The sequence below is a fragment of the Methyloversatilis sp. NSM2 genome, from assembly GCF_038066675.1.
In the GTDB taxonomy this organism is placed as follows: domain Bacteria; phylum Pseudomonadota; class Gammaproteobacteria; order Burkholderiales; family Rhodocyclaceae; genus Methyloversatilis; species Methyloversatilis discipulorum_A.
Genome location: NZ_JBBUKV010000004.1, coordinates 66,304 through 91,957 on the forward strand (window position 1 = coordinate 66,304; position 25,654 = coordinate 91,957).

34 protein-coding genes are annotated in these 25,654 nt (G+C 65.7%); 1 reads left to right on the plus strand and 33 read right to left on the minus strand.

Features of this window, described 5'->3' with window-relative positions:
- Position 1 precedes the first annotated feature (1 nt).
- From WJU27_RS07880 to WJU27_RS08040, 33 genes are all read right to left on the minus strand, one after another.
- Complete coding sequence (locus WJU27_RS07880; RefSeq protein WP_341421715.1) at positions 2 to 361, minus strand: hypothetical protein; 360 nt, start codon at positions 359 to 361, stop codon at positions 2 to 4.
- Complete coding sequence (locus WJU27_RS07885) at positions 358 to 1,026, minus strand: Gp138 family membrane-puncturing spike protein (protein WP_341421716.1); 669 nt, start codon at positions 1,024 to 1,026, stop codon at positions 358 to 360. The genes WJU27_RS07880 and WJU27_RS07885 overlap by 4 nt, the downstream gene beginning before the upstream one ends.
- The gene (locus WJU27_RS07890; protein ID WP_341421717.1) at positions 1,026 to 2,006 is read right to left on the minus strand and encodes a phage protein; all 981 of its coding nucleotides are present in this window, start codon (positions 2,004 to 2,006) and stop codon (positions 1,026 to 1,028) included. The genes WJU27_RS07885 and WJU27_RS07890 overlap by 1 nt, the downstream gene beginning before the upstream one ends.
- Entirely contained in the window at positions 2,003 to 2,935 is a 933-nt protein-coding gene (locus tag WJU27_RS07895) for a phage baseplate plug family protein (protein WP_341421718.1), read from the minus strand. The genes WJU27_RS07890 and WJU27_RS07895 overlap by 4 nt, the downstream gene beginning before the upstream one ends.
- Positions 2,935 to 4,422: a phage tail tip lysozyme gene (locus WJU27_RS07900; protein WP_341421719.1), complete on the minus strand. Its 1,488-nt coding sequence runs from the start codon at positions 4,420 to 4,422 to the stop codon at positions 2,935 to 2,937. Before WJU27_RS07900 ends, WJU27_RS07895 begins: the two co-directional genes overlap by 1 nt.
- Positions 4,415 to 4,570 carry a DUF6889 family protein gene (locus tag WJU27_RS07905; protein WP_304002828.1) on the minus strand — a complete coding sequence of 52 codons (156 nt, stop codon included), beginning with the start codon at positions 4,568 to 4,570 and terminating at the stop codon, positions 4,415 to 4,417. Before WJU27_RS07905 ends, WJU27_RS07900 begins: the two co-directional genes overlap by 8 nt.
- A 23-nt stretch (positions 4,571 to 4,593) precedes the next feature.
- Positions 4,594 to 5,016 carry a phage tail assembly chaperone gene (locus WJU27_RS07910; RefSeq protein ID WP_341421720.1) on the minus strand — a complete coding sequence of 141 codons (423 nt, stop codon included), beginning with the start codon at positions 5,014 to 5,016 and terminating at the stop codon, positions 4,594 to 4,596.
- Between the two features lie 31 nt (positions 5,017 to 5,047).
- Complete coding sequence (locus tag WJU27_RS07915; RefSeq protein WP_304002834.1) at positions 5,048 to 5,488, minus strand: phage structural protein; 441 nt, start codon at positions 5,486 to 5,488, stop codon at positions 5,048 to 5,050.
- Positions 5,489 to 5,498: 10 nt separating this feature from the next.
- Positions 5,499 to 6,986 (minus strand): DUF3383 domain-containing protein, encoded by a 1,488-nt coding sequence (locus WJU27_RS07920; RefSeq protein ID WP_341421721.1) that lies wholly within the window; start codon positions 6,984 to 6,986, stop codon positions 5,499 to 5,501.
- A 10-nt stretch (positions 6,987 to 6,996) separates the two neighbouring features.
- Positions 6,997 to 7,551: a phage neck terminator protein gene (locus tag WJU27_RS07925; RefSeq protein WP_341421722.1), complete on the minus strand. Its 555-nt coding sequence runs from the start codon at positions 7,549 to 7,551 to the stop codon at positions 6,997 to 6,999.
- A gap of 7 nt (positions 7,552 to 7,558) precedes the next feature.
- Entirely contained in the window at positions 7,559 to 7,930 is a 372-nt protein-coding gene (locus WJU27_RS07930; RefSeq protein WP_341421723.1) for a hypothetical protein, read from the minus strand.
- On the minus strand, positions 7,930 to 8,475 hold the full coding sequence (locus tag WJU27_RS07935) for a hypothetical protein (protein WP_341421724.1): 546 nt from the start codon (positions 8,473 to 8,475) through the stop codon (positions 7,930 to 7,932). Before WJU27_RS07935 ends, WJU27_RS07930 begins: the two co-directional genes overlap by 1 nt.
- Entirely contained in the window at positions 8,472 to 8,855 is a 384-nt protein-coding gene (locus WJU27_RS07940) for a DUF4054 domain-containing protein (protein ID WP_341421725.1), read from the minus strand. The genes WJU27_RS07935 and WJU27_RS07940 overlap by 4 nt, the downstream gene beginning before the upstream one ends.
- Positions 8,855 to 9,184 (minus strand): hypothetical protein, encoded by a 330-nt coding sequence (locus WJU27_RS07945; protein ID WP_341421726.1) that lies wholly within the window; start codon positions 9,182 to 9,184, stop codon positions 8,855 to 8,857. Before WJU27_RS07945 ends, WJU27_RS07940 begins: the two co-directional genes overlap by 1 nt.
- A 10-nt stretch (positions 9,185 to 9,194) precedes the next feature.
- Positions 9,195 to 10,256 carry a DUF2184 domain-containing protein gene (locus WJU27_RS07950; protein ID WP_341421727.1) on the minus strand — a complete coding sequence of 354 codons (1,062 nt, stop codon included), beginning with the start codon at positions 10,254 to 10,256 and terminating at the stop codon, positions 9,195 to 9,197.
- Positions 10,257 to 10,270: 14 nt separating this feature from the next.
- Positions 10,271 to 10,762, minus strand: a complete 492-nt coding sequence (locus tag WJU27_RS07955) for a structural cement protein Gp24 (RefSeq protein ID WP_341421728.1) — start codon at positions 10,760 to 10,762, stop codon at positions 10,271 to 10,273.
- Between the two features lie 16 nt (positions 10,763 to 10,778).
- A complete protein-coding gene (locus WJU27_RS07960; protein ID WP_341421729.1) occupies positions 10,779 to 12,188 on the minus strand; it encodes a DUF2213 domain-containing protein in 1,410 nt (469 codons plus the stop codon).
- Positions 12,130 to 13,950, minus strand: a complete 1,821-nt coding sequence (locus WJU27_RS07965; protein WP_341421730.1) for a hypothetical protein — start codon at positions 13,948 to 13,950, stop codon at positions 12,130 to 12,132. Before WJU27_RS07965 ends, WJU27_RS07960 begins: the two co-directional genes overlap by 59 nt.
- Before the next feature lie 11 nt (positions 13,951 to 13,961).
- Positions 13,962 to 14,726, minus strand: coding sequence for a phage head morphogenesis protein (locus tag WJU27_RS07970; protein WP_341421731.1), 765 nt, complete (start codon positions 14,724 to 14,726; stop codon positions 13,962 to 13,964).
- Entirely contained in the window at positions 14,641 to 16,056 is a 1,416-nt protein-coding gene (locus WJU27_RS07975; RefSeq protein ID WP_341421732.1) for a DUF1073 domain-containing protein, read from the minus strand. Before WJU27_RS07975 ends, WJU27_RS07970 begins: the two co-directional genes overlap by 86 nt.
- Positions 16,057 to 16,154: 98 nt before the next feature.
- Positions 16,155 to 17,615, minus strand: a complete 1,461-nt coding sequence (gene terL, locus WJU27_RS07980; RefSeq protein WP_341421733.1) for a phage terminase large subunit — start codon at positions 17,613 to 17,615, stop codon at positions 16,155 to 16,157.
- Between the two features lie 2 nt (positions 17,616 to 17,617).
- The gene (locus WJU27_RS07985; RefSeq protein WP_341421734.1) at positions 17,618 to 18,172 is read right to left on the minus strand and encodes a terminase small subunit; all 555 of its coding nucleotides are present in this window, start codon (positions 18,170 to 18,172) and stop codon (positions 17,618 to 17,620) included.
- 205 nt (positions 18,173 to 18,377) lie between these two features.
- Complete coding sequence (locus tag WJU27_RS07990) at positions 18,378 to 18,959, minus strand: hypothetical protein (RefSeq protein WP_341421735.1); 582 nt, start codon at positions 18,957 to 18,959, stop codon at positions 18,378 to 18,380.
- Positions 18,956 to 19,390: a RusA family crossover junction endodeoxyribonuclease gene (locus tag WJU27_RS07995; protein ID WP_341421736.1), complete on the minus strand. Its 435-nt coding sequence runs from the start codon at positions 19,388 to 19,390 to the stop codon at positions 18,956 to 18,958. Before WJU27_RS07995 ends, WJU27_RS07990 begins: the two co-directional genes overlap by 4 nt.
- A 211-nt stretch (positions 19,391 to 19,601) precedes the next feature.
- Positions 19,602 to 19,790, minus strand: coding sequence for a hypothetical protein (locus tag WJU27_RS08000; protein WP_341421737.1), 189 nt, complete (start codon positions 19,788 to 19,790; stop codon positions 19,602 to 19,604).
- Entirely contained in the window at positions 19,787 to 20,398 is a 612-nt protein-coding gene (locus tag WJU27_RS08005; protein WP_341421738.1) for a DUF6475 domain-containing protein, read from the minus strand. Before WJU27_RS08005 ends, WJU27_RS08000 begins: the two co-directional genes overlap by 4 nt.
- The gene (locus WJU27_RS08010; RefSeq protein ID WP_341421739.1) at positions 20,382 to 21,395 is read right to left on the minus strand and encodes a hypothetical protein; all 1,014 of its coding nucleotides are present in this window, start codon (positions 21,393 to 21,395) and stop codon (positions 20,382 to 20,384) included. Before WJU27_RS08010 ends, WJU27_RS08005 begins: the two co-directional genes overlap by 17 nt.
- Positions 21,388 to 21,981 (minus strand): hypothetical protein, encoded by a 594-nt coding sequence (locus WJU27_RS08015; RefSeq protein ID WP_341421740.1) that lies wholly within the window; start codon positions 21,979 to 21,981, stop codon positions 21,388 to 21,390. The genes WJU27_RS08010 and WJU27_RS08015 overlap by 8 nt, the downstream gene beginning before the upstream one ends.
- On the minus strand, positions 21,978 to 22,136 hold the full coding sequence (locus WJU27_RS08020; RefSeq protein WP_341421741.1) for a hypothetical protein: 159 nt from the start codon (positions 22,134 to 22,136) through the stop codon (positions 21,978 to 21,980). Before WJU27_RS08020 ends, WJU27_RS08015 begins: the two co-directional genes overlap by 4 nt.
- Positions 22,133 to 23,839: a class I SAM-dependent methyltransferase gene (locus WJU27_RS08025; RefSeq protein ID WP_341421742.1), complete on the minus strand. Its 1,707-nt coding sequence runs from the start codon at positions 23,837 to 23,839 to the stop codon at positions 22,133 to 22,135. Before WJU27_RS08025 ends, WJU27_RS08020 begins: the two co-directional genes overlap by 4 nt.
- Complete coding sequence (locus WJU27_RS08030; RefSeq protein WP_341421743.1) at positions 23,836 to 23,964, minus strand: hypothetical protein; 129 nt, start codon at positions 23,962 to 23,964, stop codon at positions 23,836 to 23,838. Before WJU27_RS08030 ends, WJU27_RS08025 begins: the two co-directional genes overlap by 4 nt.
- Complete coding sequence (locus tag WJU27_RS08035) at positions 23,961 to 24,317, minus strand: hypothetical protein (RefSeq protein ID WP_341421744.1); 357 nt, start codon at positions 24,315 to 24,317, stop codon at positions 23,961 to 23,963. Before WJU27_RS08035 ends, WJU27_RS08030 begins: the two co-directional genes overlap by 4 nt.
- 208 nt (positions 24,318 to 24,525) lie before the next feature.
- A complete protein-coding gene (locus WJU27_RS08040) occupies positions 24,526 to 24,762 on the minus strand; it encodes a helix-turn-helix domain-containing protein (protein ID WP_341421745.1) in 237 nt (78 codons plus the stop codon).
- On the opposite strand from WJU27_RS08040, the gene WJU27_RS08045 reads away from it, so the two are divergent.
- Positions 24,761 to 25,519 (plus strand): LexA family protein, encoded by a 759-nt coding sequence (locus WJU27_RS08045; RefSeq protein WP_341421746.1) that lies wholly within the window; start codon positions 24,761 to 24,763, stop codon positions 25,517 to 25,519. The genes WJU27_RS08040 and WJU27_RS08045 overlap by 2 nt on opposite strands.
- The last annotated feature ends 135 nt before the right edge of the window (positions 25,520 to 25,654 follow it).

Here is a 25,654-nt window from a genome sequence, read left to right on the forward strand (position 1 = left end):
ATCAGAGGGTTTCCGTGATGGTCGTGGTGCCGTACTGCGTGCGCACCGTCGCGGTGATGGAGAGGGTGCGCGAGTCGCCGTTGAACTCGCTGCTGTAGCTGGCGATCTCGATCACACCGGGCGTGCCGAGAATGCGGGACCTGACAGCAGCGTCCGGCGAGCGGCCGCGCACGCGCTTGCCCAGCACCTCCTGATTCCAGGGCGTGCCTTCCTTGGCGTCGATAAACCACTCGCCGCGCCACAGCGCGAGCCGCGTGCGGATGGCCTGGGCCACGGCCTCGGGCGTGTTGGTGTGAAAGGCGGCCTGCCCGCCGAGGACGTAGTCGCCGGCAGCATCCAGTTTCCGATAGCGCATGGTCAAGGGCCTTCGGGCGGGTTGATGGGCATATCGACGTTCGTGACGGTCGCCCCGGTCTGCCAGCGAGTGCGCGTGTAGTTCGCGCCGCCGGTGTGCTCCCAGCGCTCGCCGAAGCCATTCACATCCCACGACCACGACTGGCGCGCATGCATCTCGATGTCGGTCGCCTGGATGCGCACCTTCCCGCCGGACTGGAGCTCGATATAGGTCTCGCCGTCGTCGGAGCGCAGTTGCGCGGCCGTGGTGCTGACGTCGAAGCGGCGCGGCAGCGATCGCGGTCCCGGGATGGCGAAGCCGTCGGACAGGTTGTGCATGCGCAGCTCGGCCTGGCCCTGCACACCGCCCTGCTGCCACCAGCTGTCGATGCAGCGGCTGCCGAACACCACCAGCACCTCGTCGCCGGGTGCGAGCGCGAAGGTCAGCGTCACGCCGCCGCCGCCCGGGAACACCACCGGGCAGTCCAGCAGCAGCGGCATCTGCACGTCCTGCACGATGTCCTCCGGCGTGCGCAGCTGCGCGGTGATGGCCGGTTGCACGTTGGCGACCATGCGCACCGGGTCGAACGAATCGACGATGCCGGGCATGGCCGTCCAGAGGCGGGATTGCAGGCGCGCCATCGCGGCGCGGACTGCGGCCTGCTCGTCGCTGAATCTCTCTCTTCGATCCATCAGCCTCGCCTCTTGATGGCCGACACGACGGGCACGCCGACCGGCTGGGTCTTCAGGTACTCGGGGTCGATGGTGGCGTCGACCGACAGACAGGTCAGGTCGGAGTACCAGCTGTCGCCGCGACTGTCGCCGTAGTAGTCGGCCACCATCACGTAGTAGAGGCCGTCCGGGTTGATCGGGTTGCGGATGTCGAAGGTGTCGTTCTGGACGGTCGCGCCCAGGCTGATCGGCCGCCGATAGCGCTGGATGCTGGCGTTGTTCAGCCGGATCACCTGGCCGATCTTCAGTGCGGGGTTCAGCAGCGTGCGCACCTTGATGCCGTTCTGCGTCTGCTCCGGAATGCCGATCATGCCGGTGGAGGCGTTGATCTCCGGCACGTCGCCCGGCAGGTATGCCGTCTCCGGCACCAGCTGCAGCTTGCCGTTCTGGATGCTCCAGTTCGTCAGCGAGTTGCGCGCCATGATGCGGAGTTCGTCCGCGCACTGACCGAACATCACCTTTCCGCGCGGAAGCGGGTTGTCCGGCAGGTCCGGTGGGACATAGCCTTGAAACACGGCGAACGAGGCCATGGAGCCCAGCACGGCATCGAGCTGCCGGCGCTGGCCGTTCTCGCCTGCCGCCAGCGACAGCGCCATGGTCGAGTAGTTGTAGGCCCGGTCGCCGTCGGCGGCGTGGATGTCCAGATAGGTCTCGGTGCTGGAGATTCGACCGTACCGCGTCTGCTTGATCTGGCCGTCGAAGATCGCGCCGAAGTTGCCCTCGTATCCAGCCTGCAAGACCACGCGCGTGAATTCGCTGCTCATCGCCTGCTGGACCGTTGCTGGCGCGGGGTTCGCGACGCGGATATCGGCCGTGTTGGGCGTCTCGTTGTCGCCGCGGCGCACGCTGAAGTAGCAGCGCAGGTCCGACAGGTCACGCGCTTCGCCACTGTCCGGCCCGACAATCAGGCTGAACTTGCGCAGGTACTGGGCAACGCTCATGCGCGATCCGCCACGTAGAACAGAAAGCTCTCGACGCCCAGATTGTCGAAGGTCGGCACGGCGTCCGGCGCGTTCTTCGTCTGCACCCACAGCCCGCCCGGGATGCCCAGGTGTTCGAACTGCTCGAGCAGGTTGCCACCGGTGACCAGCGGCACGCCAGACAGCAGGGTGTCGCCCACGTTGTTGGCCACGTCCATGACCCAGCCGGCGGCGCCCTTGAACGCGAGGTTCATGTTCAGGTCCAGACCGCCCAGCGAGATGCCGAAGCTCTGTGGCGTCGGCAGCGCCGGCACGCTGAAGAAGTCGCCCGGGCTGATGCTCGTGGCCAGCGGGTCGCCGGTGGCTTGGCGCACCATGTCCAGCGGCGACACCGCGCCACCCGGAGACGGCGTGGCCGGCACAGCCTGCACCGTGCCGCGGTCTTCCACCTCGGCGGTTTCCTCCGGGCTGGCCTGATCCTGCCGCGGCGGAAGCGTCGTCGCCTTGGTCTGCACGATGATCACCTCGCGACACGTCGCCGTGCAGACCAGCGCGTTGCCAGTCTTCTGGTCGCGCGTCACCTGGAGCGCAGTGATCAGCATGTTCTGGTAGCGGCGCGTCGTCGTGACGATCTCGAACGGCGTGCGCGCCTCTTGTAGCTCGCGCAGCTGCGAATAGACGTCCGACACATAGTCGGCGCCGATCAGCTCACCGGAGAACAGCCGTTGGACCGTGCCCAGCAGCGCCTGAGGCGAGCTGTTCGACCACGCGCAGCGCAGGACCACTTCGTCCGGCTTCTTGAAGGCGTGGTCCGTGATCTCGGCGCCCAGCTCGACCGGATGCTCGGTGATCTGGACGGTCGAGTTGTGGATCTCTTCCAGCGTGGCCTGAATCTCGATGCCGCCGATGCTCGATCGCGGCGTGAGCTGGATGAAGTCGAGCAGCGACATCAGTTCAGCACAGGCGTGAAGTTGCGCACCATGTCCTGATTCACGCGGGACTGCGCGTCGGCCACTCGGTTGGCGGTGGCCACTGGATCACCAGCGCCCATCACGTTGATGGTGGTGGTCTGAGCGATCTGGGCGGCGGCGGTGCCGCGGCGTGACGCCTCGGCATCGGTGGCCAGCGGGCGCTCGTAGTAGCGGCTCACCACCTCGCCGGCCTGCCGCGCGTTCTGGGTGGCGCGCAGCAGCGCACCAGCCTTCTGTTCGGAGCCCTGCGTCAGCTCGTAATGGACGAAGCGCATCTGCTCTTCGACGCTGGCGTCCTTCAAATCCTTGCCGGCCCACCGGCGGAAGTTCGCCTGCCGATCCGGGTGCCACTGGGCAATGCCGACTGCCTTGCCGTTGTCGCCGACCGCGCGCGGGTTCATGCCCGACTCGGCCTGCAGGTTGGCCACGATGCCGGCGGCCTGTTCCTTGGACCACCCCATGCTCTGGAAGAAGGCCATGGGGTCCAGACCGCTGCCAGCCGGCGCACCGCCACCCATCCCGAGCATGTCATGAATGGCATCCTTGATACCCAGCCACTCGAAGCCCTTATCGAGCTTCGCGAAGCCCTTGTCGAGGATGTCAGTCGGCACCATGGCCAGGGCGTCCTGCCCCAGCTTGATCAGCAGCCGCCAGCCTTCGATGATCTTGTTGATGATGGGCATGATGATCCGCTCCGCGTTCACCACCGCGGTGATGATCAGATCCACCACTTTCACGATCGAATCTGAGTTCTGTTCGAACCACCGCGCCGCGGCGTCCATGCGTGGTCCGAGCACGTCGATCAGCTTCTCGCCGATCACGGTACCCACTGCCGTGATGCGATCCTCGAGCGCGCGCAGCTTGACCATGAAGCGCTGCCCCGCCTCGGCGGCCGTGTCGCTGGCCTCGGCGATCTTTTTCTGGCGGTCGTACATCTCGGAGAAGGCCGGGTCGCGCATGGCAATCAGCAGGTCTTCCGTGATGCCCAGCTGCTTGGCGTAGGCATTGGCGACCAGGTAGTCCATGTCCTGGAACACCCGGGACATGTCGCGCAGCAGATCCGTGGTGTCGCGGATGTTGCCCTTGGCGTCGCGGGTCTGGATGCCGAACTGCTTGAAGAACGCCTCCATCACCGGGTTATTCCGGATGCTGGAGGCCAGCCCGATCACGGCGCCGCGCGCCGACTCGACGGAAGCCCCGAGGTTCTCCGCCGTGCGTTCGAAGGCTTTGAAACCGGATGCCGAGGAACCGCCATGCCGGGCAGCCCAGTACAGGCGCTCCATCTGGGCGGCGAACTTCGACACGCCAGCCGTGACCGCGACGGCAGCTGCGGCAACGCCGCTCATGAACCTCAATACCGCCTTGTCGGCGCCAGCCATGAAGTCGGTGAATTTCTTCGCGCTGGCCTGATCCATCTGGAAGCCCAGCTTGACCAGGTACTCGCGGAGGATGTCTTTCTCAGCCATGTGCTCTCTCCATGCGCCGACGGGCGATGTCTTGGTTATCGGTGCGCACCAGCAGCGCGTCGTTGAGCAGGGCCACGTCGGCCAGGCTCATCGTTCCGTCGATCAGGGATTCGTACTTGCAGAGGCCGGCGAGCACGGGTGACAGCACCCAGTCCTCTCCGCCCGGGAGGGTCAGCCAGCCGCCGGCGTCGGTCCGCTCTGCTGGCTGGTAAGCAGACCGGCTATAAAAGGCCCGAGGTTGTCCTTGATGACTTCGACCACCAGCTCCAGGATCACGTCCAGGCCGAGATCGTCGAACATGATCACGCCGGCCGACTGGTTCCAGACCGGCGCCCACGTGCCCGGCGTGGTCTGCCGCTGAACAGCGCCCAGGCACGCCGCGAACACGTAGTTGCAGACGTCGTCCGGCAGCTCGGAGATGCCGCGTGCGAACGGCTCGGCAACCTCGGCGAATCCCAGCAGGTCGGCGCCGAAGCTGCCTTCCTTGGCCAGCTTCGCGAAGATCGGGATCAGCGTCGGGATGATGGGCATGATGCGGCGGTTCACGTGAAACGCCTGCATCGCGGACAGCTTGTTCAGGCGGTATGTGCTCACGCCGATGGTGTGCTCTCGCATGTCGGCTACCTCAGTACTCGCCCAGCTGGGTGTCGATCTTGATGCAGTCGAAGCCCCACTCGACGATGTCGCCGTCCTTCGCGTAGGCGAGGTTCGGCTTGCGCTTGAAGGCGCACGACCGCGCCACGGTGAGGTCGCCGGCCGTCTTCTGGCGCACGGTGATGACGTTCTGCCCGTGCAGCGCGCCGTTCAGCGTCTGGGCGTTGTACATCGCTTGAAGCTTGAGATTCGTCGGCGAGGTCTTGAGCAGCCGCACGGTGATCGTGCCGCTCTTGTCGGCGTGCAGGCTGTGCATGCCCTCGCCGTCGGCACCGATCAGCATGGTGTTCTTATCGCCGGCCGGCTCGATCGTGATGCCTTCCTCGGCCACGGCCGCGCCGTAGCCCAGATCGACGATGCCGGTCGGGCCGACGAGGGTGGCGGCGACGTCCTGAAACGAATAGGTGCTCATGGTTCAGACCTCAGCGGTTCACGTTGATGATGGCGTCGACGAAATGCACGGCGCCGGCGAGCTTGATCGCGCACTGGATCACCGGCGCGCGGCGCGCCTCCCGGTCGGCCTGCGACTGGTCGCTCACGGGCGGTGCATAGACGTAGTAGCCGGTCGGCAGGAAGTCGCCCTGACGCAGCGTACCGAAGCCCGGCGCATTCCACTGGCCGGGGGCGATGAGGCCATTCACCACACCCTGCTCCAGGCGCTGGCAGATCGTGGTGAGGATGGTGTTGATGCCGGCGTCGGTCTGCGGGATCTTGGTGGTGGAGGTGTAGAGCAGGTTGTAGATGGCCGTCTGCACGTCGTTCTGGAGCCAGTCCGTGCCGTGCACCTCGTCGAAGAAGTAGCCGTTGGCCATCACACCTTCCTGAATGATGGCCGTGTCGTTGTTGTAGCGGACGAACACGTTGCAGTTCTTGCCCCGCAGAACCACGGCCTGGCTGGCGGTCAGCGTCTCGGCGGCGACACCCGGCTCCTGCTTGAACTTGATGGTCAGCGTGGTGTTGCTGCCCTGAAACTCGACCGTGAAGGCGCGTCCGAAGATCGACGCCGCGGCGTGTTCGTTGCTGCTGCTGTACTGCACGAAGGTGCGCTTGTAGCCCAGCGCCTTCAGGCGCGATGCGATGTCGTTCGTGGTCACCGCGTTCAGCACACCAGCGTTCTGCGTGGTGATGCCGTAGATGCGCGACAGGCCGCTGCCTTCGATGAACTCAGCGACGGCCACCGCCTGATCGTCGGTCGGCGCGGTCGCGCCGGCGATGTACAGGCCGTACCACGCCGAGCTGATATCGGCGACAGCCTGCACAGCGGCCACCGGCGTTTCCGCGATCACACCCGGAGCCACATAGCCTCCATTGGTGCTGCGCAGCTTGAACAGCTCGCTCACGTCGGTACCGGACGACGGCGCGGTCGCGAAGCTGATCGTCGACGCGGCGCCCGTGGTGCTGCTGGTGATCACGAAGCGCTGATTGACCGCATCCCATGCAACGGTCGCGCCGGTCAGCGCGGTGTCGAGGATGGCGGCCACGCCGGGCAGGTTCAGGGCCGCGCTGAAGTTCAGGCTGGCCAGCGACTGCTCGACGCCATCGACACTGATCTTCATCGCACCGGTGGTCACGGCGGTGAAGTTCGTCAGGGTCTGCTCGGCTGCCGACAGCACACCGCCGCGCAGCTTGCCGGCGGTCGCCGTGCGCGCCCACTTACCCAGGTACAGGGTGGAGGGTTGCGGGGTCTGGCCAAAGTACAGCGCCGCGGCCTTGTATTCAGCGGCCACGGTACCGAAGTCGTCGGCCACGGCATCCAGCGTGGTGTAGAGCCGCAGGCGTTCGGTGGTGTCGATGACGTCGCTGTCGCCCAGGATCAGGAGCGATCCGAAGTCGCGCGTCTGCGCGGCGAGCGGCGCCAGCACCACCTGGACATTCACGATGTCGCTGACAGGCAGTCCGAGAGTGCTCATTGGTGTGTCCTCAGTTGGTGGAGTACGCCGGATCGGCGGAAAGGATGTTCAGGATCGGGTAGCTGCGGCGGATGGCGCGGCGCAGGCGGACCGGCACGTCGTAGCGATTCACCCACTGCTGATTGATCAGCTCCGGCACGCGGCGCGCGTCATCGGCGTCGATGAACGCCACGCCCTGCGCGGCCAGTGTTTCGAGGTTCTGCGGCACAGCCAGTCCGTCGGCCAGCAGGCCCGCGAAACGGTGAGCGTTCGGGCCGTAGAAGCTGGCCAGCACGCGGATCTCCTGATGCCGGGTGTAGCGGTCGAAGCCGTCACCGGCGGCCTGGTGCTCGATCGCCGGGCCGGCGTCTCGCGTCGATTCCACGACGCCCACCGCGCACCAGTTCGTGCCGTGCTCCGGGTGGCGCGGGTGGCCAGGCTGGAACCGCGGCCGCACCAGATCGCCCGGCAGGCCGGTGATGCCGACCACCGCCGCCTGGATGATGTCGTCCAGTGCATCGTCTTCTGCGGGCGCAGGGGTGCCCGCCGGCTGGAGATATCCGCCGGTTGCCGAGCTGTTCGCCATGGTGGAGTCACCCCTGAAGTGGCAGCAGGTCGCAGTTCGCACTCACGAAGCCGCGGCCGAAGTGCGACCAGTCCTGCACCGCCGACACCGTGAAGCGCCGACCCTGCCAGATCACCACGTCCGCAGTCTGGCCCGGGCGGCCGTCCTGCAACGCGAAGCGCGTATGGATGATGATGCTGCCCACCGTGCGCTCGCCCTCGGCGATCCGCATCAGCAGGTCGCCCTTGTCGCTGGTCACGACGCCCGCGAAAGACGTCTGCGCCGGCGCGTTGGTGGCGCGACCGTTCGTGCCGATGGTCTGGGTCAGGCGCTCGCAGACCAGACCCGTGTCCATGAAGTCCGGGTCGCAGAGGATGTCGGAGACGTCCAGCAGCGCCATCACCGCCCCCTGATCACGTAGTTGATGGACCTGCGCAGCTGACCGCTGTCGATCAGAGGCCGCGCGCTCTCGTTGCTCGGCGCATTGCCGGCGGCCCGGCTGGCCAGTTCCAGCAGCGCGCCCTTCCTGCCGCGTGCAGCGCGTGCCCGCAGCGTGGCGGCCGCAAGTGGTGCGAAGTTGCCCGTGGAGATGTACCGCCGGATGCTGCTCTGCGCGACCAGCCCCACGCGCTCAAGGTGCCGCATGGCCAGGTCGTCGCGGTCGTCGAGTGCTGCGCTCGCTGCCTTGCCGAGCCCGCTGGCGATCCGTTCCTTAACTGCCTCGATGCCCGGGCCCATGAACGGGCGCGCCGGGATGTTCTGGGCCGGACTGCCGTTGTCGTGGATGTAGGCGAGCGTCGGGTTGTTCATCGGCCCGTACTCATCCTGATCGCGGTCGGCGGTGTCGCCGGGCACGCCGACCAGCACGTCACGCCGCGTGAGCTTTTCCAGTGCCTTCAGTACCGCCGTCGTCTTGTCCGTCTTGCGAACGAGAACGGCTTTCACAGCTGGCGGCCACCCATGCCGATCAGGCGCGCCCAGTACAGCAGCTCAACGCCGTAGGACGTCGCGTTCCAGAATCCGCCATCAGCCAGCGTGACCGCCGACGTGTCGTAGCTGGCCGACACCTTGTCCACCGCCTTCGCGGTCTTCGGCCCGGTGACTTCGCCCGGCGTGCCGCCGACCGCGCCTGCCTGTTGATTGCGCCGGCCGATCGTCATGTTGTGGGCCACGAAAAGGCCGTGACCCATGTCCATGAGCTCGCCCCACACCTCTTCGAGCAGCAGCATTCCCGCAACCGTCAGATGCATCTGAACCATTGCATCCGGGTACTCGGCGGGGTCCGAGAACTCCGGGTAACGGCTGCGGAAACCTGCGACGTCCATCAGGCGGCTGCCTTCTTCTTGGAGGTGGTTGCGGGCTTGGCAGCGGCGGCTGCGCGTTCAGCTTCCGCTGCGGCCGCTGCTTCCTCCTCGGCCAGCCGCTGCGCTTCCGCCTGTTCGGCGGCGATGCGCTGGGCCTCGGCTTCGGCGGCTGCTGCCTGCTCGGCGGCCAGCCGCTCGGCCTCCGGATCGACGACCGGCGCCGGCTCGTGGCTGTGCAGCTGCACATACCAGTGGCGGGCGTGCTCCAGCGGCACGGCCGCGCCCGGCTCGAAAGTCAGGCGCTCGCCGTTGTCCAGCGTCAGGACGCACTTCGTGTGAAAGGTCCGCATGGCCGTCTCCTCAGAGGCCGTCAGCATAGCCGACGGTTTCCGGATACACGAACTCGACGGCGCCCAGGCGGCCGAAGTAGGTCGTGAGCTGGCGCAGGTCGCGGTACTCGAGCGGCGTGCGCTGGAGCGGAACCAGCGGGAAGCGGACGCGGTCCTCCGCCTGCGAGTACGCCACCATACGGTTCGTGCCGCCGACACCGCGGCCGGTCAGCCACTTCAGCGGCTGGATGTCCAGCGGACGGCCGTTGATGCTGTTGCAGAGGCTGTTCACCTTCAGGAATTCCAGCACCGAGATGCTGCCGGCCGACGAGATCAGCGTGGAGACCAGACGGCTGTAATTGACAGGATCGATCAGCAGCTTCGACGGGCACGCTGCCCAGGCGGACGCCGACCAGACGTTGTTCAGCAGCGTATTCACGTCGTTCAGGATTTCCTGCGGCGTCTTGCTGGACCACAGCGGCGACGCGCTGGCGCCATTGACGACGTTGGTCGCGGTGACCAGAGGCGAATTCACCAGACCGAACAGGTTCAGCGCGGTGTCGCCGACATAGACCTGCTCGTCGATGTCCATCTGGTACTTCAGCTGCATCGCGCTGAACTTCTGCTGGTCGATGGGGCGGCCCAGCTTCTGCGCGCTCTCCAGCTCCGGGATCGTCCAGCCCAGCTGCATCGCCCAGAGGGGCAGCGGGCTGGTGGTCTTGCCGAGGTCCAGGCTGATGCCGGTGATGGCGTTCGCGTCCTTGCCCACCCAGGCCTTGCCGGAACCCGGCACGCCGTTGGCGGCGGAGAAGCTGGAATTGGTGAAGCTGGAGAACTCGTCGGCGATGCTCACATCGCTGCGCAGGTCGATGTCGCGCGACCAGGTGACGGCCGCCAGCGGCTCGTGGATGCGCGGGTCCAGACGCTCCAGCTCGCCGACCAGGAAGACGCCGGCCGAGTCGATGGTCTGCGCATCGAAGGTCATCAGACCGTCGCGGAATTCCACGCGACCGCGACGACGGGTGATCACGGACGGAGCCGGGATCGGTGCGAGAGCCGCGCCCAGAGACGCGGCCAGGAGGAGTTTGCTCATGATGTGGGCTCCGCTCAGATGTTGAAGGCGATTTCGACGTTGCCGGAGGCGTCCGCCGCCGACATGAAGATGCAGCCGGCCACCGCGATGGTGTTGGTGCTATCCGCTGCCGCCTCGATGCCGCCGATGGGCTTGCCGGCCGCAGCCGCTGCGACGCGGATATAGACCTGGCCACCGGCTGCCGGCGTGCCGGCGTTGTTCTTCACGTTGGCGTAGCCGCTGCGCAGCACGTCGGCCAGACCGGTGGTCGGCGGCACGCTGGTGCCCAGCGGGTCGCTGGCGTTCGCACCGGTGATCGGGTACGGGCGGACCAGCAGGCCATACACGGCGCTGGCGGCGTCGCCGCTACCGACCGGCACGAACTTGTTGCTGGCCAGCTTCCCGAACAGTCCGTAGCCGGCGAACGGGAGGGAGGCGTTGAGAACCTGCGGCTCGATCTTGGCGGCGGACTGGCGGGTCACGTCGCCCGGGATGCCGGCAGGCATGCGGTACTGGTATGCAGCCATGGTGATGCTCCTCGGGTTAGCGGGCCTTCGCCCAGAATTCGCGATTGCGCGCGTTGATGGAATTCGGGTCGGTTGCCTTGCCGAAGTCCTTCATGTGGAGGCGGTCATTGCCGCGCTGCGCGTCGTTGTTCTTCACGCGCGCCAGCTCTGCGGCACCGGTGAAGACGGCAGCCAGCGCGTCGCCGGTCAGCGCCTTGACCTCACGGCCGGCCAGGAACGGCGCGACGCAGGCCTTGCCGCTCTCGCTCGCCATGGCCGTGGTCAGGGCGTTGCGCATCAGCGCGTCCACCACTTGGGCAGCGGCGCTGTCACCGGTCGGGATCTGGATGCCCGGCGCCAGAATCTCGGAGCGCGCGACGACGGCCTTCAGCGAGTCGCCGGACAGCACCTTGCCCTTGGCTTCGCTGTTGTGCTCGGCCGTCTCCGGTTCAAGCACCTCGTCGTCGGTCTTCTTCTTCGACTCGTCGTCCTCGTCGTCCGGATCGGCGTCATTCGCGCGCGCCTTCAGCGCGGCGACATCGGCGGTCAGGGTCTTGAGCTGGGCGTTGATCGAGGCCAGAACGGCGGAGTCACCGGTCGGCTTCTTCTTGCCTTCCTCCTCCTCGTCGCCCTCGCCTTCGCCGTCCATGTCTTCCATCTCGGCCTTGATCGCCTCGGCATCCTGCGCCTTCACGGCGGTCATCAGCCGGTCCCAGAAACTGCGCTTCTTCTTCGTCGTCATGTCAGGTACTCCGTCTTGAATTGAACAGCGCGGGCCGGCGCGGCCTCGCTCCACCAGCGCGACGTGGTTGCCCACGATGTTGAGCTGACGCCCGCGCCCGGGTGCCAGCTGTTCGTACTCGGCCTCGTAGCCGGCGCTCACTTCCGGCAGGTCCCGATTCACGTACTCGATGCCGTCGGCGTCGGTGATCACCAGATCCGCCAGCACCAGGTCGTCCTCGATGCCGTCACCGCGCCGCACGTTCTGAACGAACCCGATGGTCAGGTTTCGCCAGTTCTCCGGCGTCACGAATGTCCCCGGGTGATTCACGGTGACCGGCTTGCCTTCGAACGACTTCAGCGTGTCTTCGCGGAAGACCTGATCTGCCTCGCGCTCGACGCGCACCAGACCGTCCGGGCCGCCCTTCACAAGCGGCTTCCCGTCCTCGCCGACCAGCTCTTCGTCGAGGTACAGCTGCACACCGGTGCGAGCGATCGGCACGTCATGGCAGACGAGGAAGCCCTCGGGCGTCGTGCTGCGCTTCTGGCCGAGCTGGTTTGTCGTGTAGTAGCGCCCGCGGTCGATCACCTGCACCGCGCGGCGGTCAGCGGTTCGGGTCATGAGGGGCTCCGGAAATGAAAAAGCCCGCGCGGGGCGGGCGGTGGGGTTACCACTGATGAAGTTCGTCGTCGTCCGTGTAGAGCACCTCGCCGGCCGCGAGGTCATGCACGCGGACGCGGAACCCGACAAAATCGAAACCCTTTGGCGGGCGGCGGTAGGGCAGCGCGGCGGTCAACTCAACCCACCCCGTATCGCTCCCCGGCAGGGTAATCGTCGTGTTGAGATTCAACGCAACATCCGTAATGGTCGGCACGACCTGAGAGCCCGCGACGTTGTCCAACTTTTTGAAGTATCCGTATTGCACGGTGATCTGACGACTCGACGACGGCGACCGATACCACATCCGTGCGCTATGCACAGACCCGTTGCTACGCACAGGCGCGAGGATCACAACATCGGCGGTGCCAGATGCACCGGGCGCTGTGTTCTTCGTGATGATCATCCCATTGCTACCGGAGCGGGCTGCGGCAGCGCCCTGCGAGATGTTCACATTGGTCGATGCAACCCGGCTGGTGATCGTCCCGCCGTTCGTGATCGAGATGAGATCAAGCGGGAAAATAGCCGCTTCGAACGTGCCGTAGTTGAGCATGTTGTACGACTCGTGCACGCCCTTGCAAAGCGTCGTTCCAGCACCCGGAATGCAGTCGCGCAAATAGAGGTTGCCAGTCCCCTTGCCGATGTACCCGCTGGCCGGATTGACGTTGGATAGAGTCACCTTATCCATCCAGACGCCGCCCTCGTAATCCGCGTTCGTGCCGATGTCGAACACGTATGCAAGATCAGTCCCGGTGCCCGTCGTGAAGATCATCCGGCCGCCCTGCATCACGACGCTTGAATCGCCAGACAGGTCAAAACAGGTTTGCCCGGCGCTGTAGGTGTTGCGCTTAAGATTGCTTTCTACGTGGCACCCCTGGAGCAGTAGACGCCCACCAGTAATCGCGGCTTGCTTCCGGTTGTAGTCGATGCTGGTCCCAATCATTGTGATCTGACCGTCCTCGAGACTCAGACCAGTGATGTTGTTCTTGAGAAAGCCGCCGTAGAACACGGGTAGTTCATACGAATCCACCAGCCCAGACGGGCACTTCAGACCTGTGTTGTTCTCGTAGATACACCATCCGAGATGGTGCATCCCGTATGCACCGTTACCGATCTCGTAACCAACGTCGCATTGGGAGATCGCAAAGTTGTGCAGACCGACACGCGAGGGCCCTCCGCCGAACGTCACAGCGTCCGGATTGTTCAAGTACAGCCCGCGCTGCCCGACAGTGAGATCTCCGTCAATATGGAACCCGCGGACGAAATGCTTGCTGTTCGGCGACGGCTCCTCGTTTGACTGGAGAGTTAAAGCGGTGATTGCACCAGACGGGATAATCCGCAGCCCGTTGAAGTCCACGCTGTTCTTTGCAGAGTCGAACACGAGTCCGGAGGCAATCCGGGTCTGCTGTGCGTCGGCCGGGAATCGCGCGATGGCGCCGGGGAAGTCGGCCGCGAAGGCGTCGAGCGCATCCTGAATCGCGGCGCCGTCATCTGACGTTCCGTTGAACACAGCACCTCGGCGCTCAAGTGATGCGCCGATATCTACTCCAGCCGCCCCCACCACCGCAGCGGCGTAGTCAGCATCCACCGGCGGAATACGCTTCGAGTCGGCCGGATTCGCCGTCGTCGGGAATCCCGGATAAGCAGCGCCGGCATCGGTGTAGGCCACTAGCACGCCCGCATTGAACAGAGAGATCAGCACGAAGCTGTCATCGATATACTGAATTTTCGAGTCATCCAGCGACGTACGCTGCCCCGGAGGCAGCTGCACCTGCTCACCCGTGCGCAGATTCATCACGACCATCGACCGGCCCGTATTGGCGATCAGCATGGTGCTCCCCTTCAGTCAGGAATGACGGGCTCCGCGTAGCACCTGCAATTGGGCAGGCAGCCGGCGTGTCCCCGGAGGTTGTCGAGAGTCGGCGGCTCGCCCCAGCGGACGAACCGTCCGTTCATGGCCTTGTGTGAGGGCCGCACGTCGCCATCGCGGGCGGTGCGCCAGATGTATCCGGTGGAGCCCGCGTGCTCTGCGCGGGCTTGAGTGAGCACGCTGGATGTGCGCGCCACCTCGGTCCGGGCGATCAACATCGCCCTGTTCTCGGCGACCTCGCCGCTGCGCATGATCTCGGCGGCGATCTCTTTGGCCCGGGTGCCGTCTTCCAGTCCCCGGATGGTCAGTTCGTGCACGCGCTGCGCGGCGTCCAGCGGCAGGCTCTTGATCAGCGTCACCTGCTGGCCCAGCAGATCCTTCATGCGCTCGCCGGTCGGCGCCTCCAGAATCTCGCGGCGCAGCTCCGTCTTCATTTCGGCGGTGAGAACGCGCCAGTTCGCAAGGTCACGCGCGTTCGCGTCCGACAGCATCCGCTGCGCCACACCCAGCGCCCACGGCGTCAGCGCCTCGGCGTAGCGGCGCAGCATGTCTTCGATGGTAGGCAGCGCCTGCGGGTCACCGGCGGGGAACGCCTTGATCAGCTCGCCGACCTGCCGCGCCAGCATGCGCAGGCTGCGGCCGTACTGCGCTTCAGCCCGCGTTGCCCTCTGCGGCTGCCCGCGCTTTTTCCTGTCCAGCGTCAGGACCAGCGACGCTGGGGTCGTCTGAGCCGGCATCGTTCTTCCCTTCCTGTCCGGGCGCGCCGGGCGGGACGTCACCCTCCATCGGGGGCGGCGGCTCGTCCTCGGCCTGCTTGATCAGCTCGTCGGTGATGTTCGACCAGGCGCCGGTGGTGCTCGCCATCTGGCGCAGCTCGCGCAGCGCGGTGGGCTTGTCGATGATCTGGCTGTCGTACGCCGCCACCACGGCCGCAGAGCGCTGGTTCGTGACTGTCGCCTTCTGCTCGTCGGTCATCTGCCAGAGCGCGGAGAACTCGATGTCCCAGTCGTCCGGCGGTTCCTTCCCGAACACCGAGCGGTACAGCAGGCCGTAGATGCGCTCCACGCCGGCGCGCAGACGGGCTTCCTGCTGGGCGCGCACGTTGTCGTAGTAGTTGCGCAGGTCCGACTCGCCGGTCGCGTTCAGGCCGGCCGGCGACTGACCGAAGAGGCGCACCAGCGGGATGCCCGTCGCGCCGCTGATCTGCTGACCGAACTGGAGCAGCACGTTGTCCAGACCGGTGAAGGTGTAGCTCTCGGTCTGGAATTCGTCCTCGGCATCCAGCAGCGTGAGGCCTTCGTTCGACTGGTAGCGGCGGATCATGTCGATGTTCGCCACCAGGCCGTCGAACGCCTTGCCGCCCACCGAGATCAGCTCGCGCAGGCCCTTGATCTTGATCGTGCGCAGATGCGCCTTATAGACCAGCTGCGCCGCACCTGCCGTCGCGCTGTCGAACGGCACCAGCCTGTCCCACAGGCGTTCCACCACCGACTGCCCCCAGCCGTTCTCTGAGATGCGCTGCCAGTAAGGCAGCTCGATGCCATCCAGCCGCACGACACGGCTGTGGTGGATGCGCATGCCCATGAGGCCGGACGCATCGGGCAGCACGTCGTAGAACCGCGGCTTGCCCAGCTCCGGCCCGAAGTCAGTCACCAGATCCTGAAGGCTGGGCTGGACCATCCAGCGATCCAGGGGCATCACGCCGCGGAACTGGCCCTTGCCGACCGACGCCATCCGCAGCGGCGTTTTCAGGTCCTGGCCGTCGATCATCAGCACGCCGATGGCGCCGCCATAGAGGCGTGACCACTTCACGACCTCGCACAGCTGCGGCCACACGCCCAGCCGTCCGGCTTCCTTCTCGAGACGCTGAAGTTCGTCCGGCTCCATGTCGGACTGGATCTCGACACCCTCGCGGGTCATGTCCTCGGCCACGGTGTCCACCACCTGACCGACCACCCAGCTTGAGCGGTACGCGAACTCCAGTTGCACGCGGTTGCGGCTGACCGGGTTGAATCCGTACTTCGCGCCATCGTTCGCGCTGCCCGCGCCGACGCCGGTGCGGGTCATGAAGTTCTGGAAGCTGTCGCCGGTGCGGATGCCAACGCCGGCATCGCGCGCCGCGGCTCGCAGCTTCTGTCGGCGGGCGCTCTGTCGGCTCATGTGTTTCATCCTTCCGCCAGCCGTGCGAACACCTCGAGGAGGTTGCCAGCGGCCACCATGTCTTTCAGTGCGTCACACATCGGATCGATCTGGTCATCGTGCGCATGCGTGTCGTTCGGCGTGAAGGCCTCGCACTCGGCGATGAACTCCGACACCCACGGCGCTTCCTCGGGGATGCAGGCCCGTCCTGACTCGACGTAGCCCTGCACGTCCATCACCCGGGTCAGCTTGTCCGTGTGACGCTCGATCGGCAGCACCGGGATGCTGCTGGTCATGGACAGGTCCTGAATCAGCCCCGTGCCGCTCGCCTTGTCTTCAACCATCAGCGCGCGCAGGCCACCGTACTGCACCGTGTCCCAGGCGTTGTGCTTCTCCCAGAAATCGACGGTTCGACGCTTGAGCTCCGGCGCCATCCACTTCCCGCGGATGAGATCGATGAGGTAGGCGTTGCCGTCCTCGCCGCGTCCCCAGCACTCCAGCACGCTGTAGTCGTTGTGTTCCTTGGTCTTCTGCGCCGTGTCGGCGTAGATCTTCCGGTACATGATCCGCGGCAGCGTCCGGTACCGGCGGAACCACTCGCCCCGCAGCAGGCCACCACCGAGAGGAGCCGGCCGCTGCTGGTACTGGGCCGCATAGACGTAGCTGCTCGCCGATCTGAGCACCGCCAGTGCGCGCTCGTCGTGCTTCTCCGGCCAGAGTGCGGCGCCGATCTCGCGGCCCAGCGGGTCGTCCTCGCTGTCGCACTCCGCCGGCAGCGTGACCCGCTCCCACTGCTCGCCGTTTCCGCCACCGATCAGCCAGCCGGCCAGGTCCTTCTCATGGACCCGCTGCATGATCAGGATGATCGGTGTGTTCGCCGGGTCGTTCTTCCGCGACTCCAGCGTGTTCTGAAACCAGTCGATGACGTTCTGCCGCATCACCTCGCTGGTGGCTTCGTCCGGCTTGTGCGGGTCATCGATGATGATCGCGCCGCCGAACCCGGGCCGGTGCTTGCCGGCGCCGTAGCCGGTGATAGTGCCGCCAGCCCCTGAGGCATACACGATGCCGTTTGCCGTGGTCCGCCACTCGCCCTTCGCGCTGCTGTCGGTTCGCAGCCGCGTGCCCGGGAAGATCTGCTGGTACGCCTCGTGCTGGATCAGCTCCCGCGCCACCCAGGCATTGTTCGTCGCCAACGCGCCGGAGTAGCTGGTCATGATGAACTCGCTGTCCGGCACCTTTCCCAGGCACCAGGCAACCCAGTTGATCACCAGCTCTGTCTTCGAGTACCGCGGCGGAATGTTGATGATCAGCCGCCGGCTCTCTCCGTTGAACACCCGCTCCAGTGCGGCGCAGATGACCCGGTGGTGCGGCGCCCGCATCCACTTGAAGCCCTTGCGCTGCAAGAACATCCAGCGGGCGAAGTAGTACAGGTCCTCCCGCGCCATCTGCGCCGCAGCGAAGCGTTCGTCCTCGCTGAACTGGCGCATGGTCACACCTCGTCGGCCATCCCCTTCGCGATCTCGCGGAACTGCTCAGGGGTCATCGTCATGGCCTGCACCGGTCCGCCGTTCGGGCCTGTGTGCTCCACCTTGTCCTTGAACATGCCGAAATGCCGGCCCAGCAGCTCGAGGTTCTTCACCTTGTCCGGCCACTTGATCTTCTTCAGGATGCCGATCATTTCGCGCTGCTCGCCGCGGCCGTCGAACATCTCGGCCAGGTCGAACCCGCTCAGGTACTGGCGCCAGACCTTCGGCCACTCGCTGACCGGCTTGATCGCCATGTCGTCGTCCATGATGTCCAGGACGTCCATCTGGTCGATTTCGATCATCCGCTTCAGCACGTAGTCGGCATCGACCTCGGTGCGCTCCGTGCGCGCCTTCTTCGCCGCGGCTATGGCGGCGGCCACATCAACATTCCTCAACAGACGCTCGCCTTGTGACGCGGCGGTCTTCGCGCTGTACCCGGCGCGGGTTGCTGCCTGGGTGGCGTTCAGGTCGATCAGGTACTCATCGACGAAGCGCTGCTGTCGCGGGGTGAGGTTCACATGCCAGCTCCTTTCGCCGTGACCGCATGCGTGCGGCAGGAAAAGATCGCCGTAACCGCCCGAAAGCGGCGCCGGCAAAGGACAACAGGGAGGAGATGTCACAGACGACAGACGACAAAAAGCCCGCCGGGATTTCTCCGGGCGGGCTATTGGTGCCTATCCGAAACGGACTCTAATCCCACATCGGATTTGGAGTCAATTTTTTTCAGCGCTCCACGATGCCTTTCGTGTAGAGCTTATCGTCGATCGCCTTCATCGCGCGGCCCTCGATGCCGCCGAGGTGTTTCGCGATGCGCTTCGCGTGGTCACCCATCGTGTCCCGTCCGACGCAAGCGTGTTCCGCCAACTCGCCCAGATTGACGGTGTCGCCGAAGATACGGCGGACGATGCCATTCCGAACGCGGTAGTGGCTCACGGTGCCGGCTAGGGCCATCCGTAGCACGTACTCGGTCAGATGGTCGATTGCCGCGCGCCACTCTCGGCCGGGCACGTAGCCGCTGCAACATGGACGCGTGCACTCGCACTCTTCACGACGCGGTGCGAACCGGGCTGTGATCACCATCGCCTCTTCGCGGCCCAGCGCATCTACGGCGGCGCGGATCATCCCGGCCTGCCCAGCCCCGTCCAGACCAACGAGACCTTTCCCGCTGCGCTTGGGGCCGTCGGCCATGCGGTTCATCACCGGCCGGTCGTACGCTTGATGGCTGAAGTTGAAGGCGAACACGAGCGCCGCGTGCGTGCTGGTGAACAGCGGTTCCACTTCGACCTGCACTGCGGCTTGGCTCATACCACCTCCCTGATCTCGATCACTGCGCCCGGGGTATCGAGCGCGTCGACGTCTTCCATCGGGTAGGTCTTCCACAGCTTCGTGTAGCCGATGACCCGGGCGTCGTCTGCCCATATGCCGGCATCGGTCAGCGCGTCCTCGGTGGAGCGCGCAAGCTTGGAAAGGTCTGGTGTACGCATCGGGTACGTGCGCCGGCGCTTCGGCGCGCTGGCCGGCTTCTGCAGCGTGAAGACCATGCTCACGACAACCGGTCCGTCGATCGGCGCCGCACCGGTTCGCTCGCGCAGCGCCTCCGCTGCGGCCATCACGTCTTGCCGCCACGGCCGGACCTTTTTCGACGACTCCGTGAGGATCGCCCGGCCGGCCTTGCTCATGCCCTTGAACGACTTCGAACCCTGCGGCGCCGGCGTGCCGCGGACCACGATGCGCATTACTCGGCCGGCTTCTTCCGCGCTTGCCACAACTCGACCACCGCCGCCCTGACCTTCTCCAGCTCGTCGGGAGTCATCGTGGCCGCCAGCGCGTCCCTCACGTGCCGCGGCTGTTCCGAAATCCATCTGATCCTGCATTTCTCGCATCCCTCCCGATACCATCCTGATCTCCCGTTGTTCGCCACCGCCCTCGCGCAGCAATCGCAGTCCGTCACGCTTCCTCGCTGACCCTGGGCATGCACCGTCCGTCGCTCCACGTCTCACCCAATGCCGCCGACGCCATGGCGATCTGCGCCGGCCTCAGCCGCTCGCCGGCGAGGTACATCCGGCGCAGGCGCTTCGCCCATTCCTTGTCGCCGGCGTCGGCGGACATCTTCGGGATCGATGCCTCGCGCCTCATGCCGCCGTCGCCTCGTGGGTGATCCGCAACACGCCAGCTGCTGAGCCACCGGCGAGAACCAGGCGGGCGGCGCCGGCATCGCCGATCAGCGTCGGCGCTTCGGGCTTGAAGCCCCGTCGCTCGGCGTCGGCTTGCTGGATGCCGATCAGCACCGGCGGATAGGCCGGCCGCTCGCTGCGCATGGCGTACCCGCGGTACCGGTTCTCGAACTCGCGGGCCACGAACGGCCACTCGTCCTCGCTCTTGCCGGTCAGCAGCACCCAGCCGCCCATGTCGGTCACGACGGCGTGAATCAGCGGATCGTCGAACGCCACGGACCGGTACGGCCCGACGCATCGCACGGCGCGATCGACCTTCGACCAAGCCACGGCTGCCGCATCCGTCGTACGCCCGCCGATCATGCGGCGCAGGTCGGCGACCTTCGGCATGAACTGCCCCGTATCGGGGTTGCACATGTGCCGGCCGATGGCCGACTCGACGGCGCCGATGTCGAGGTCCTGAAGCCCTTGCCAGTACAGCGCCACAACGCCGTCCGACAGCGGCTTTCCGTAGTACTCGGCCAGCGCCATCAGCGCCTGAGCGAACCGCGTCTTATCCGTTTCGATCATCGGACACTGCCTCCTGCGGGTTGGAATTCGCCAGCCAGCGCTGAACCGCTGCGGCGGTCTGTTGCCCTGCCGGGCTAAGGTTCTCCGTGCCTCGTGGCGGAGCGACAGGCGGTGCGCGCGGCCGGCGGGGCCCGGTCTCGTCGCGCACCCAGTTCCGCCACGTGGCGAGCCAATCGACCTTCCGTGCCTGCTGGCCGGCCTTCGCCAGCCAGTGGTCGCGGAAGCGATCGGCAGCACGGCGCACGTCGTCAGCCGACCAGTCCGGGCGCTCGCTCAGCGCCCAGTCTCCCCAGGCCTTCGGCAACACCCAGTCACGCGGCAACCGTGATCCGCGCGCAGCATCGGCTGTCTGCTCGCCCTGCTGGCGAGGATCGTGGCCTTCGGACGGCGACGATGGCGGCGGGGTTGTGGTGGCTGGCGGAGCCGAAGGCGAAGCATCGGGCTGCTGGGGCTGCGGCGGTTGACCACCCCCTGCACCCCCGACCGAAGGGAGGGGTTCCTGTTCTTGCTCTTGTTCCTGCTCTTGTTCTTGGCTTCGAAGGGGCTTCGAAGGGGCTTGTCTCGAAACCGCCGATTCACGTCGCGAAGACATGCAGAACGCCTCGGCGTATTTGTCGAAAAACGGCGACAGGAAAGGGTTTGAAGGCAGTGCGGTGTAGTCGTTCTGCACCCCCTTTACCCGCAGGTCGTTGGGCTTCAGGGACTCGGCGATCTGGTACTTCGCCATCTCCATCACCCACACCACTTCGGAGGCCTCGTCGTAGAGGCAAAACCCCGCTTCGATGGCCCTTTGAAGCCCCTTCGAAGCCCCTTCTATGCCCAATCCGGTTTCATGCGCGATGAAGGTGATCGGCAGGTAGTACAGGCCGAGCATGTTCGCGTGCGGGCTGGTCATCAGGTACAGGCCGACGACCAGCGCCTCCTGCCCCTGAGCGCGCAGCGCCTTTCCGGTGGCACCGCACCAGAATTTGGGGGAGACCTTGGCGTAGTCACGCATTCACGGCCTCCTGCTGCTTCGACTGGTCGCGCCGGTGATAGGCCTCCCACATGCGAAGGTTCGCCAGCCGCGCAATGTCCATGACCTGCTCAGGCGTAAGCTTGTAGGCATCCTTGGCCGGCGTTGCGCGGCGGATGCACTCCACGTCGATGCGCGACCTCATCGCGCGCAACAGCAGTACGCCGCTCGCCGGGCTCGGCAGGCAGTCCAGTAGCTCCGGCTTCCAGATATCGGCCGGCATGGCGTAGTAGTGCTTCCAGACCTTCGGCGGGTGCTGGCGCGCCTTGACGTCGTACAGGCTCGGCCGCTCGACGCGGATCAGCCTGCCGGCCTCGTTGAAAGTCTCTTTGCGCTCTCCGTAGCCGAGAAAGGTGCGCCGCCACCACTTGTCCTTCTTCGCGTCGGCCTTCAGATCGGCGCGGCTGATCTTCACCTCGACGTCGATGATGCGCAGGTCGGTGGTGACGGCCAGCACGTCGCACTCGTGACCGGTCCAGCCGCAGTTGTCGACCAGCACGACGCACTTCCGGGCCAGCGTCTGCAGCGCGATGGCCCGGGCGATCATGGATTCAGACCACTGGATCACGCGAACATCTCCATCTGCACCGGCTCCGGCCACAGCCACGAATCGCCGGCTCGCAGCCGGCGCGTGATATCGCGACGCACCTGCTCGCGGTCCGCGCGCGGCCATTGCCGCATGTGGGCGGCGAGGTGCATGTTGATCTGGTAGGCCAGGTTCATCCGCGCACCGCCGTCAGGATCACCACCGACACGCTGGTGCCGGCGAACTCGTTGTCGTAGGTGCGTGACCACTCGCAAGACCAGCCGGGCAGAACGTCCTTTCCCTTGGCGCTGGCCGGCAGGATGGCGACGAGGCGACCACCCTTGGCCAGCATCTCCGCGGCGTGCTCGAGGTGCGCCTGCCACCGGCCTTCGCTGAACGGTGGGTTCATCACGATGCGGTCGACCCGAAGAGAAGTTGCCATCGTGAGGAAGTCGCAGCAGGTCAACGAAAAGCCTTTGGCCTCCAGCACCTTGCAGTGCAGCGGGCTGATTTCGACGCACAGCGTCCGATCCTTCGGCATCAGTTCAGCCAGCGCACCGGTGCCGGCGCTCGGCTCCAGGCACACGTCGTCCGGCCCGATCTGCGCGGCCTCGATCGCCGCCGCGGCCACGGTCGCCGGTGTCGGGTAATACTGGTGTGCCTTCTGGTCCGGAAGGCAGCCGGAAGCGATGATTTCGTTCAGCACCTCGCGCGGCTCGTATTCGAACTCGAAGCGGACGCCGCCCCGGTCGTTCGGAACCTTCACGCCTCCGATGTAGGCCAGCACCTGGGCGGCCTCCTGATGCGCGGCTGGCTCACCCTTGCCGCCATGCCGGAACTCCAGTGCCCGCGGGATATTGATGCGGTTGTACTCGCGCCGCCAGTCGGTCGATTTCTCCAGGCGCACGGCCTGAACCATCTCCCCGAGCACATCGATCACGGCGAACGGCAGCGGCCGCCCCATCATCACGAATTCCTTCGACTTCTTCTTCGGGCGCTGGCGGAACTGGGCGGGAATCGCGAGCGGGTAGAGGTGCGCCAGCACGCAGTTCAGGCGCCATGCCATGTCCGGATGCACCTCGAGGTGCGCGGTACCGCACTTGTAGGCGCGCAGGCGCAGCGCGCCGCCATCCAGCGTCAGCCACTCGCCGCGGTGCTGCCGGCGCGCTATGTCGACCACGCTGGATGTGGCGTTCCAGCCCGGCTCGTCGCGCCCCATGAACTTCGCGATGACCTTGCGCAGGTCATTGATGTAGCCGACGCGGTCGTGGTCCGTGCTGCCGTAGCCGTTGATCAGCCGCGCGATGATCATGCGCCGGCCGAATCCCTCCGGGCAGTTGGTCACGTGCTCACCGGACAGCGCGCGGAAGATGCCGTCCACGCGCTCGGCCAGGAACTTGGCGCGGCTGTTCAGCAGGTCCAGCAGCGTCGCGCGGACGGTCTGTTCCTCGAAATCCGGCAGGGGAGGAAGATCCGGCTCGCTGCTGTGCCGCGCGGCCTTCCGGCCCTGCGGATAGCGGATCTGCTCGTTCCACTGGTTCCGCCTTGCCTGCGGCATGGCGTCGAAGACGTCGGTCAGGTTCAGCGCCTTCGACCAGTAGGCGGCATTGAGCGCCGAGACGGCGCCAGCCTCCTGGAACAGCTGGCCCGCCGCCAACGACAGCGACGTGCGGCCGCGGTCCGGGTCGGAATTGCCGTCGAGGAAGTAGTTCAGGACTCCGACGCACTCCGGGCCGTTGACGAAGGCGGCCGCGGCTTCGATCCGCGCGCGGTCTTGCCGGTAGCTGGCCACCAGTCCGTCGACCATGTCGGTCGAAGTCGGCGCAAAGAAGGCCGAGACATCGTCGATCAGGTCGCCGTCGCGCGCGGCCGCGATCACATCATGGTCGGCGTGGCTCACCCGAACACCCTCCAGCAAACGAACGCCAGAGCCGCGACGGGGATGCCGACGGTACCGATCACGAGGCCCACCAACGAGCCGGCGTCCATGAAGGCCTGGAGGTAGCGACGCAGGAACTGACTCATGCCGCATTCCTTTCCGCGATCACCTGCTCCATCACGGTGGTGTGCCCGATCTTGGCCATGTACTGCGTCACGCCGCGCCAGCCTGTGAAGGCCTCGAAGCTCGGGGTCAGATCCGGCGGCAGATCCATCGGCGCCTTCGTGTGCGGGTTGAGCATCCGACTCACGTGGGGACGGTGGGCGCCGGACGACCGCGCGAACATCGACTGATCACCGATCTCGTCGCGGCTATTGCGCCGGCGGTTCTGCCAGCACCAGACCACCGCGTCGCGGTAGGTCTGCCAACCTGTAACGATGGAATTGGCCACCCAGCTGGATTTCGGCAAGGCGTCGAGGAACGGCATTTCACGTTGCATGGCTGCCACCATCAGCGGAATTGATGCAACGCGCCCTGATTACAGGTTGCGTTACAGGTTGGAAGCTGCCGAAAATTTTTTCGACGGCGGGGAAGAGAAAGACCCCTGCCCGCTCCACAGAAATCAGCCGACCGGCGGCAAACCTCAACAGGCAGGGGTTGAAGGCCACGACCGGAGGAGGTGGGCGTGGATGAGAAACGGGCGTTCATCAGGCGACGGCCCGGTCGGTGCCGGGTTCGGCAACGAAGCGTTCGGGCCACATGATCTGCATCTCCGTGACCTCGCCTTCGAAGTACGCGACCAGTGCATCGGTCAGCTCCTTCGACGGGACCTGCTCACCGCGCTCGATGCGCGACAGGTTTCCCGTGTCACTGCTGACGGCGACCGCGACCTCCTGCAACGTCTTCTTTCGCGCGAGGCGGGCGGCCCTGAGGGGGGTATTCATGTCGATCAACCTTGGTGAAGTTGCTTCACCCCAAATTCTGCGGATATCGCAGAACCAAAGTCAAGCAGATTCTGCGGATCGCGCTTTGCGTGGAACGCAGAACCGCCCGGACAATGCGAATATGAAAGTTGGTGACGAAATCAGACGGCGCCGGAAGGCCGTAAAGTGGACGCTCGAGGACTTGGCAGCCGAGGTCGGCAGCGACACCGGCAACCTGTCTCGCATCGAGACGGGCAAACAAGGCGCCAGCGAGGAGATGCTGCGGAAGATCGCAGCTGCCTTGGGGTGCCGCGTTGCAGACCTGTTCGCAGCTGGCGAAGCGAACGTTGAACCTGTCCCCGTTGGGGTTCGACGCATCCCGCTAGTCAGTTACGTACAGGCGGGGCTTATGAGCGAAGCAGTTGATTCTTACCACCTTGGTGGAGCAGAAGAGTGGCTCTTGACGGACTTGGAGTTGGCAGCGAGTGCATTTGCGCTGCGAATCAAGGGAGACTCGATGCTCCCGGACTTCAAGGAAGGGGACGTTGTGATCATTGACCCGGAGTTGGCGCCGTCACCTGGTGACTTTGTGGTCGCCAAGAACGGCGAGAACGAGGCAACGTTCAAGAAATTCCGTCCAAGAGGGCTGAACGAGCACGGCGAGCACGTTGTTGAACTGGTGCCGCTGAACGAGGACTACCCCTCAATTCGGTCCGACTCGCAGCCGTTCCGGATCATCGGGACGATGGTCGAGCATCGGCGGTACCGGCGCCGGTGAACGTTCGCTCATGCATTGCGACCGCGCTGTTCTCGACTGCGCTTTGCGCTGGCGGCACCGAGAGTCTGGTAGTGCGCGATGGAGACCATGCTGATATCCGTGGGCGTGTAGTGGCGCAAAAGCGTGCCGCCATTG

Excerpts from the sequence above, each read along its gene's own strand:
- WJU27_RS07925 (WP_341421722.1), bottom strand. The coding sequence starts at position 7,551 with ATGGCGAACAGCTCGGCAACCGGCGGATATCTCCAGCCGGCGGGCACC.
- WJU27_RS07930 (WP_341421723.1), bottom strand. The coding sequence starts at position 7,930 with ATGGCGCTGCTGGACGTCTCCGACATCCTCTGCGACCCGGACTTCATG.
- WJU27_RS07890 (WP_341421717.1), bottom strand. The coding sequence starts at position 2,006 with ATGAGCGTTGCCCAGTACCTGCGCAAGTTCAGCCTGATTGTCGGGCCG.
- WJU27_RS08010 (WP_341421739.1), bottom strand. The coding sequence starts at position 21,395 with ATGCGTGACTACGCCAAGGTCTCCCCCAAATTCTGGTGCGGTGCCACC.
- WJU27_RS07885 (WP_341421716.1), bottom strand. The coding sequence starts at position 1,026 with ATGGATCGAAGAGAGAGATTCAGCGACGAGCAGGCCGCAGTCCGCGCC.
- WJU27_RS07950 (WP_341421727.1), bottom strand. The coding sequence starts at position 10,256 with ATGAGCAAACTCCTCCTGGCCGCGTCTCTGGGCGCGGCTCTCGCACCG.
- WJU27_RS07920 (WP_341421721.1), bottom strand. The coding sequence starts at position 6,986 with ATGAGCACTCTCGGACTGCCTGTCAGCGACATCGTGAATGTCCAGGTG.
- WJU27_RS08040 (WP_341421745.1), bottom strand. The coding sequence starts at position 24,762 with ATGAATACCCCCCTCAGGGCCGCCCGCCTCGCGCGAAAGAAGACGTTG.
- WJU27_RS07895 (WP_341421718.1), bottom strand. The coding sequence starts at position 2,935 with ATGTCGCTGCTCGACTTCATCCAGCTCACGCCGCGATCGAGCATCGGC.
- WJU27_RS07960 (WP_341421729.1), bottom strand. The coding sequence starts at position 12,188 with ATGACCTCGCGGCCGGCGAGGTGCTCTACACGGACGACGACGAACTTC.
- WJU27_RS07965 (WP_341421730.1), bottom strand. The coding sequence starts at position 13,950 with ATGCTGATCGCCAATACGGGCCGGTCGATGGTCGTGATGAATCTGCGC.
- WJU27_RS07900 (WP_341421719.1), bottom strand. The coding sequence starts at position 4,422 with ATGGCTGAGAAAGACATCCTCCGCGAGTACCTGGTCAAGCTGGGCTTC.
- WJU27_RS07945 (WP_341421726.1), bottom strand. The coding sequence starts at position 9,184 with ATGCGGACCTTTCACACGAAGTGCGTCCTGACGCTGGACAACGGCGAG.
- WJU27_RS08000 (WP_341421737.1), bottom strand. The coding sequence starts at position 19,790 with ATGAGGCGCGAGGCATCGATCCCGAAGATGTCCGCCGACGCCGGCGAC.
- WJU27_RS07995 (WP_341421736.1), bottom strand. The coding sequence starts at position 19,390 with ATGCGCATCGTGGTCCGCGGCACGCCGGCGCCGCAGGGTTCGAAGTCG.
- WJU27_RS07975 (WP_341421732.1), bottom strand. The coding sequence starts at position 16,056 with ATGACCCGCACCGGCGTCGGCGCGGGCAGCGCGAACGATGGCGCGAAG.
- WJU27_RS08020 (WP_341421741.1), bottom strand. The coding sequence starts at position 22,136 with ATGAACCTGGCCTACCAGATCAACATGCACCTCGCCGCCCACATGCGG.
- WJU27_RS07990 (WP_341421735.1), bottom strand. The coding sequence starts at position 18,959 with ATGAGCCAAGCCGCAGTGCAGGTCGAAGTGGAACCGCTGTTCACCAGC.
- WJU27_RS07940 (WP_341421725.1), bottom strand. The coding sequence starts at position 8,855 with ATGGACGTCGCAGGTTTCCGCAGCCGTTACCCGGAGTTCTCGGACCCC.
- WJU27_RS08005 (WP_341421738.1), bottom strand. The coding sequence starts at position 20,398 with ATGATCGAAACGGATAAGACGCGGTTCGCTCAGGCGCTGATGGCGCTG.
- WJU27_RS07915 (WP_304002834.1), bottom strand. The coding sequence starts at position 5,488 with ATGAGCACCTATTCGTTTCAGGACGTCGCCGCCACCCTCGTCGGCCCG.
- WJU27_RS07955 (WP_341421728.1), bottom strand. The coding sequence starts at position 10,762 with ATGGCTGCATACCAGTACCGCATGCCTGCCGGCATCCCGGGCGACGTG.
- WJU27_RS08045 (WP_341421746.1), top strand. The coding sequence starts at position 24,761 with ATGTCGATCAACCTTGGTGAAGTTGCTTCACCCCAAATTCTGCGGATA.
- terL (WP_341421733.1), bottom strand. The coding sequence starts at position 17,615 with ATGCGCCAGTTCAGCGAGGACGAACGCTTCGCTGCGGCGCAGATGGCG.
- WJU27_RS08030 (WP_341421743.1), bottom strand. The coding sequence starts at position 23,964 with ATGAGTCAGTTCCTGCGTCGCTACCTCCAGGCCTTCATGGACGCCGGC.
- WJU27_RS07970 (WP_341421731.1), bottom strand. The coding sequence starts at position 14,726 with ATGCCGGCTCAGACGACCCCAGCGTCGCTGGTCCTGACGCTGGACAGG.
- WJU27_RS08035 (WP_341421744.1), bottom strand. The coding sequence starts at position 24,317 with ATGCAACGTGAAATGCCGTTCCTCGACGCCTTGCCGAAATCCAGCTGG.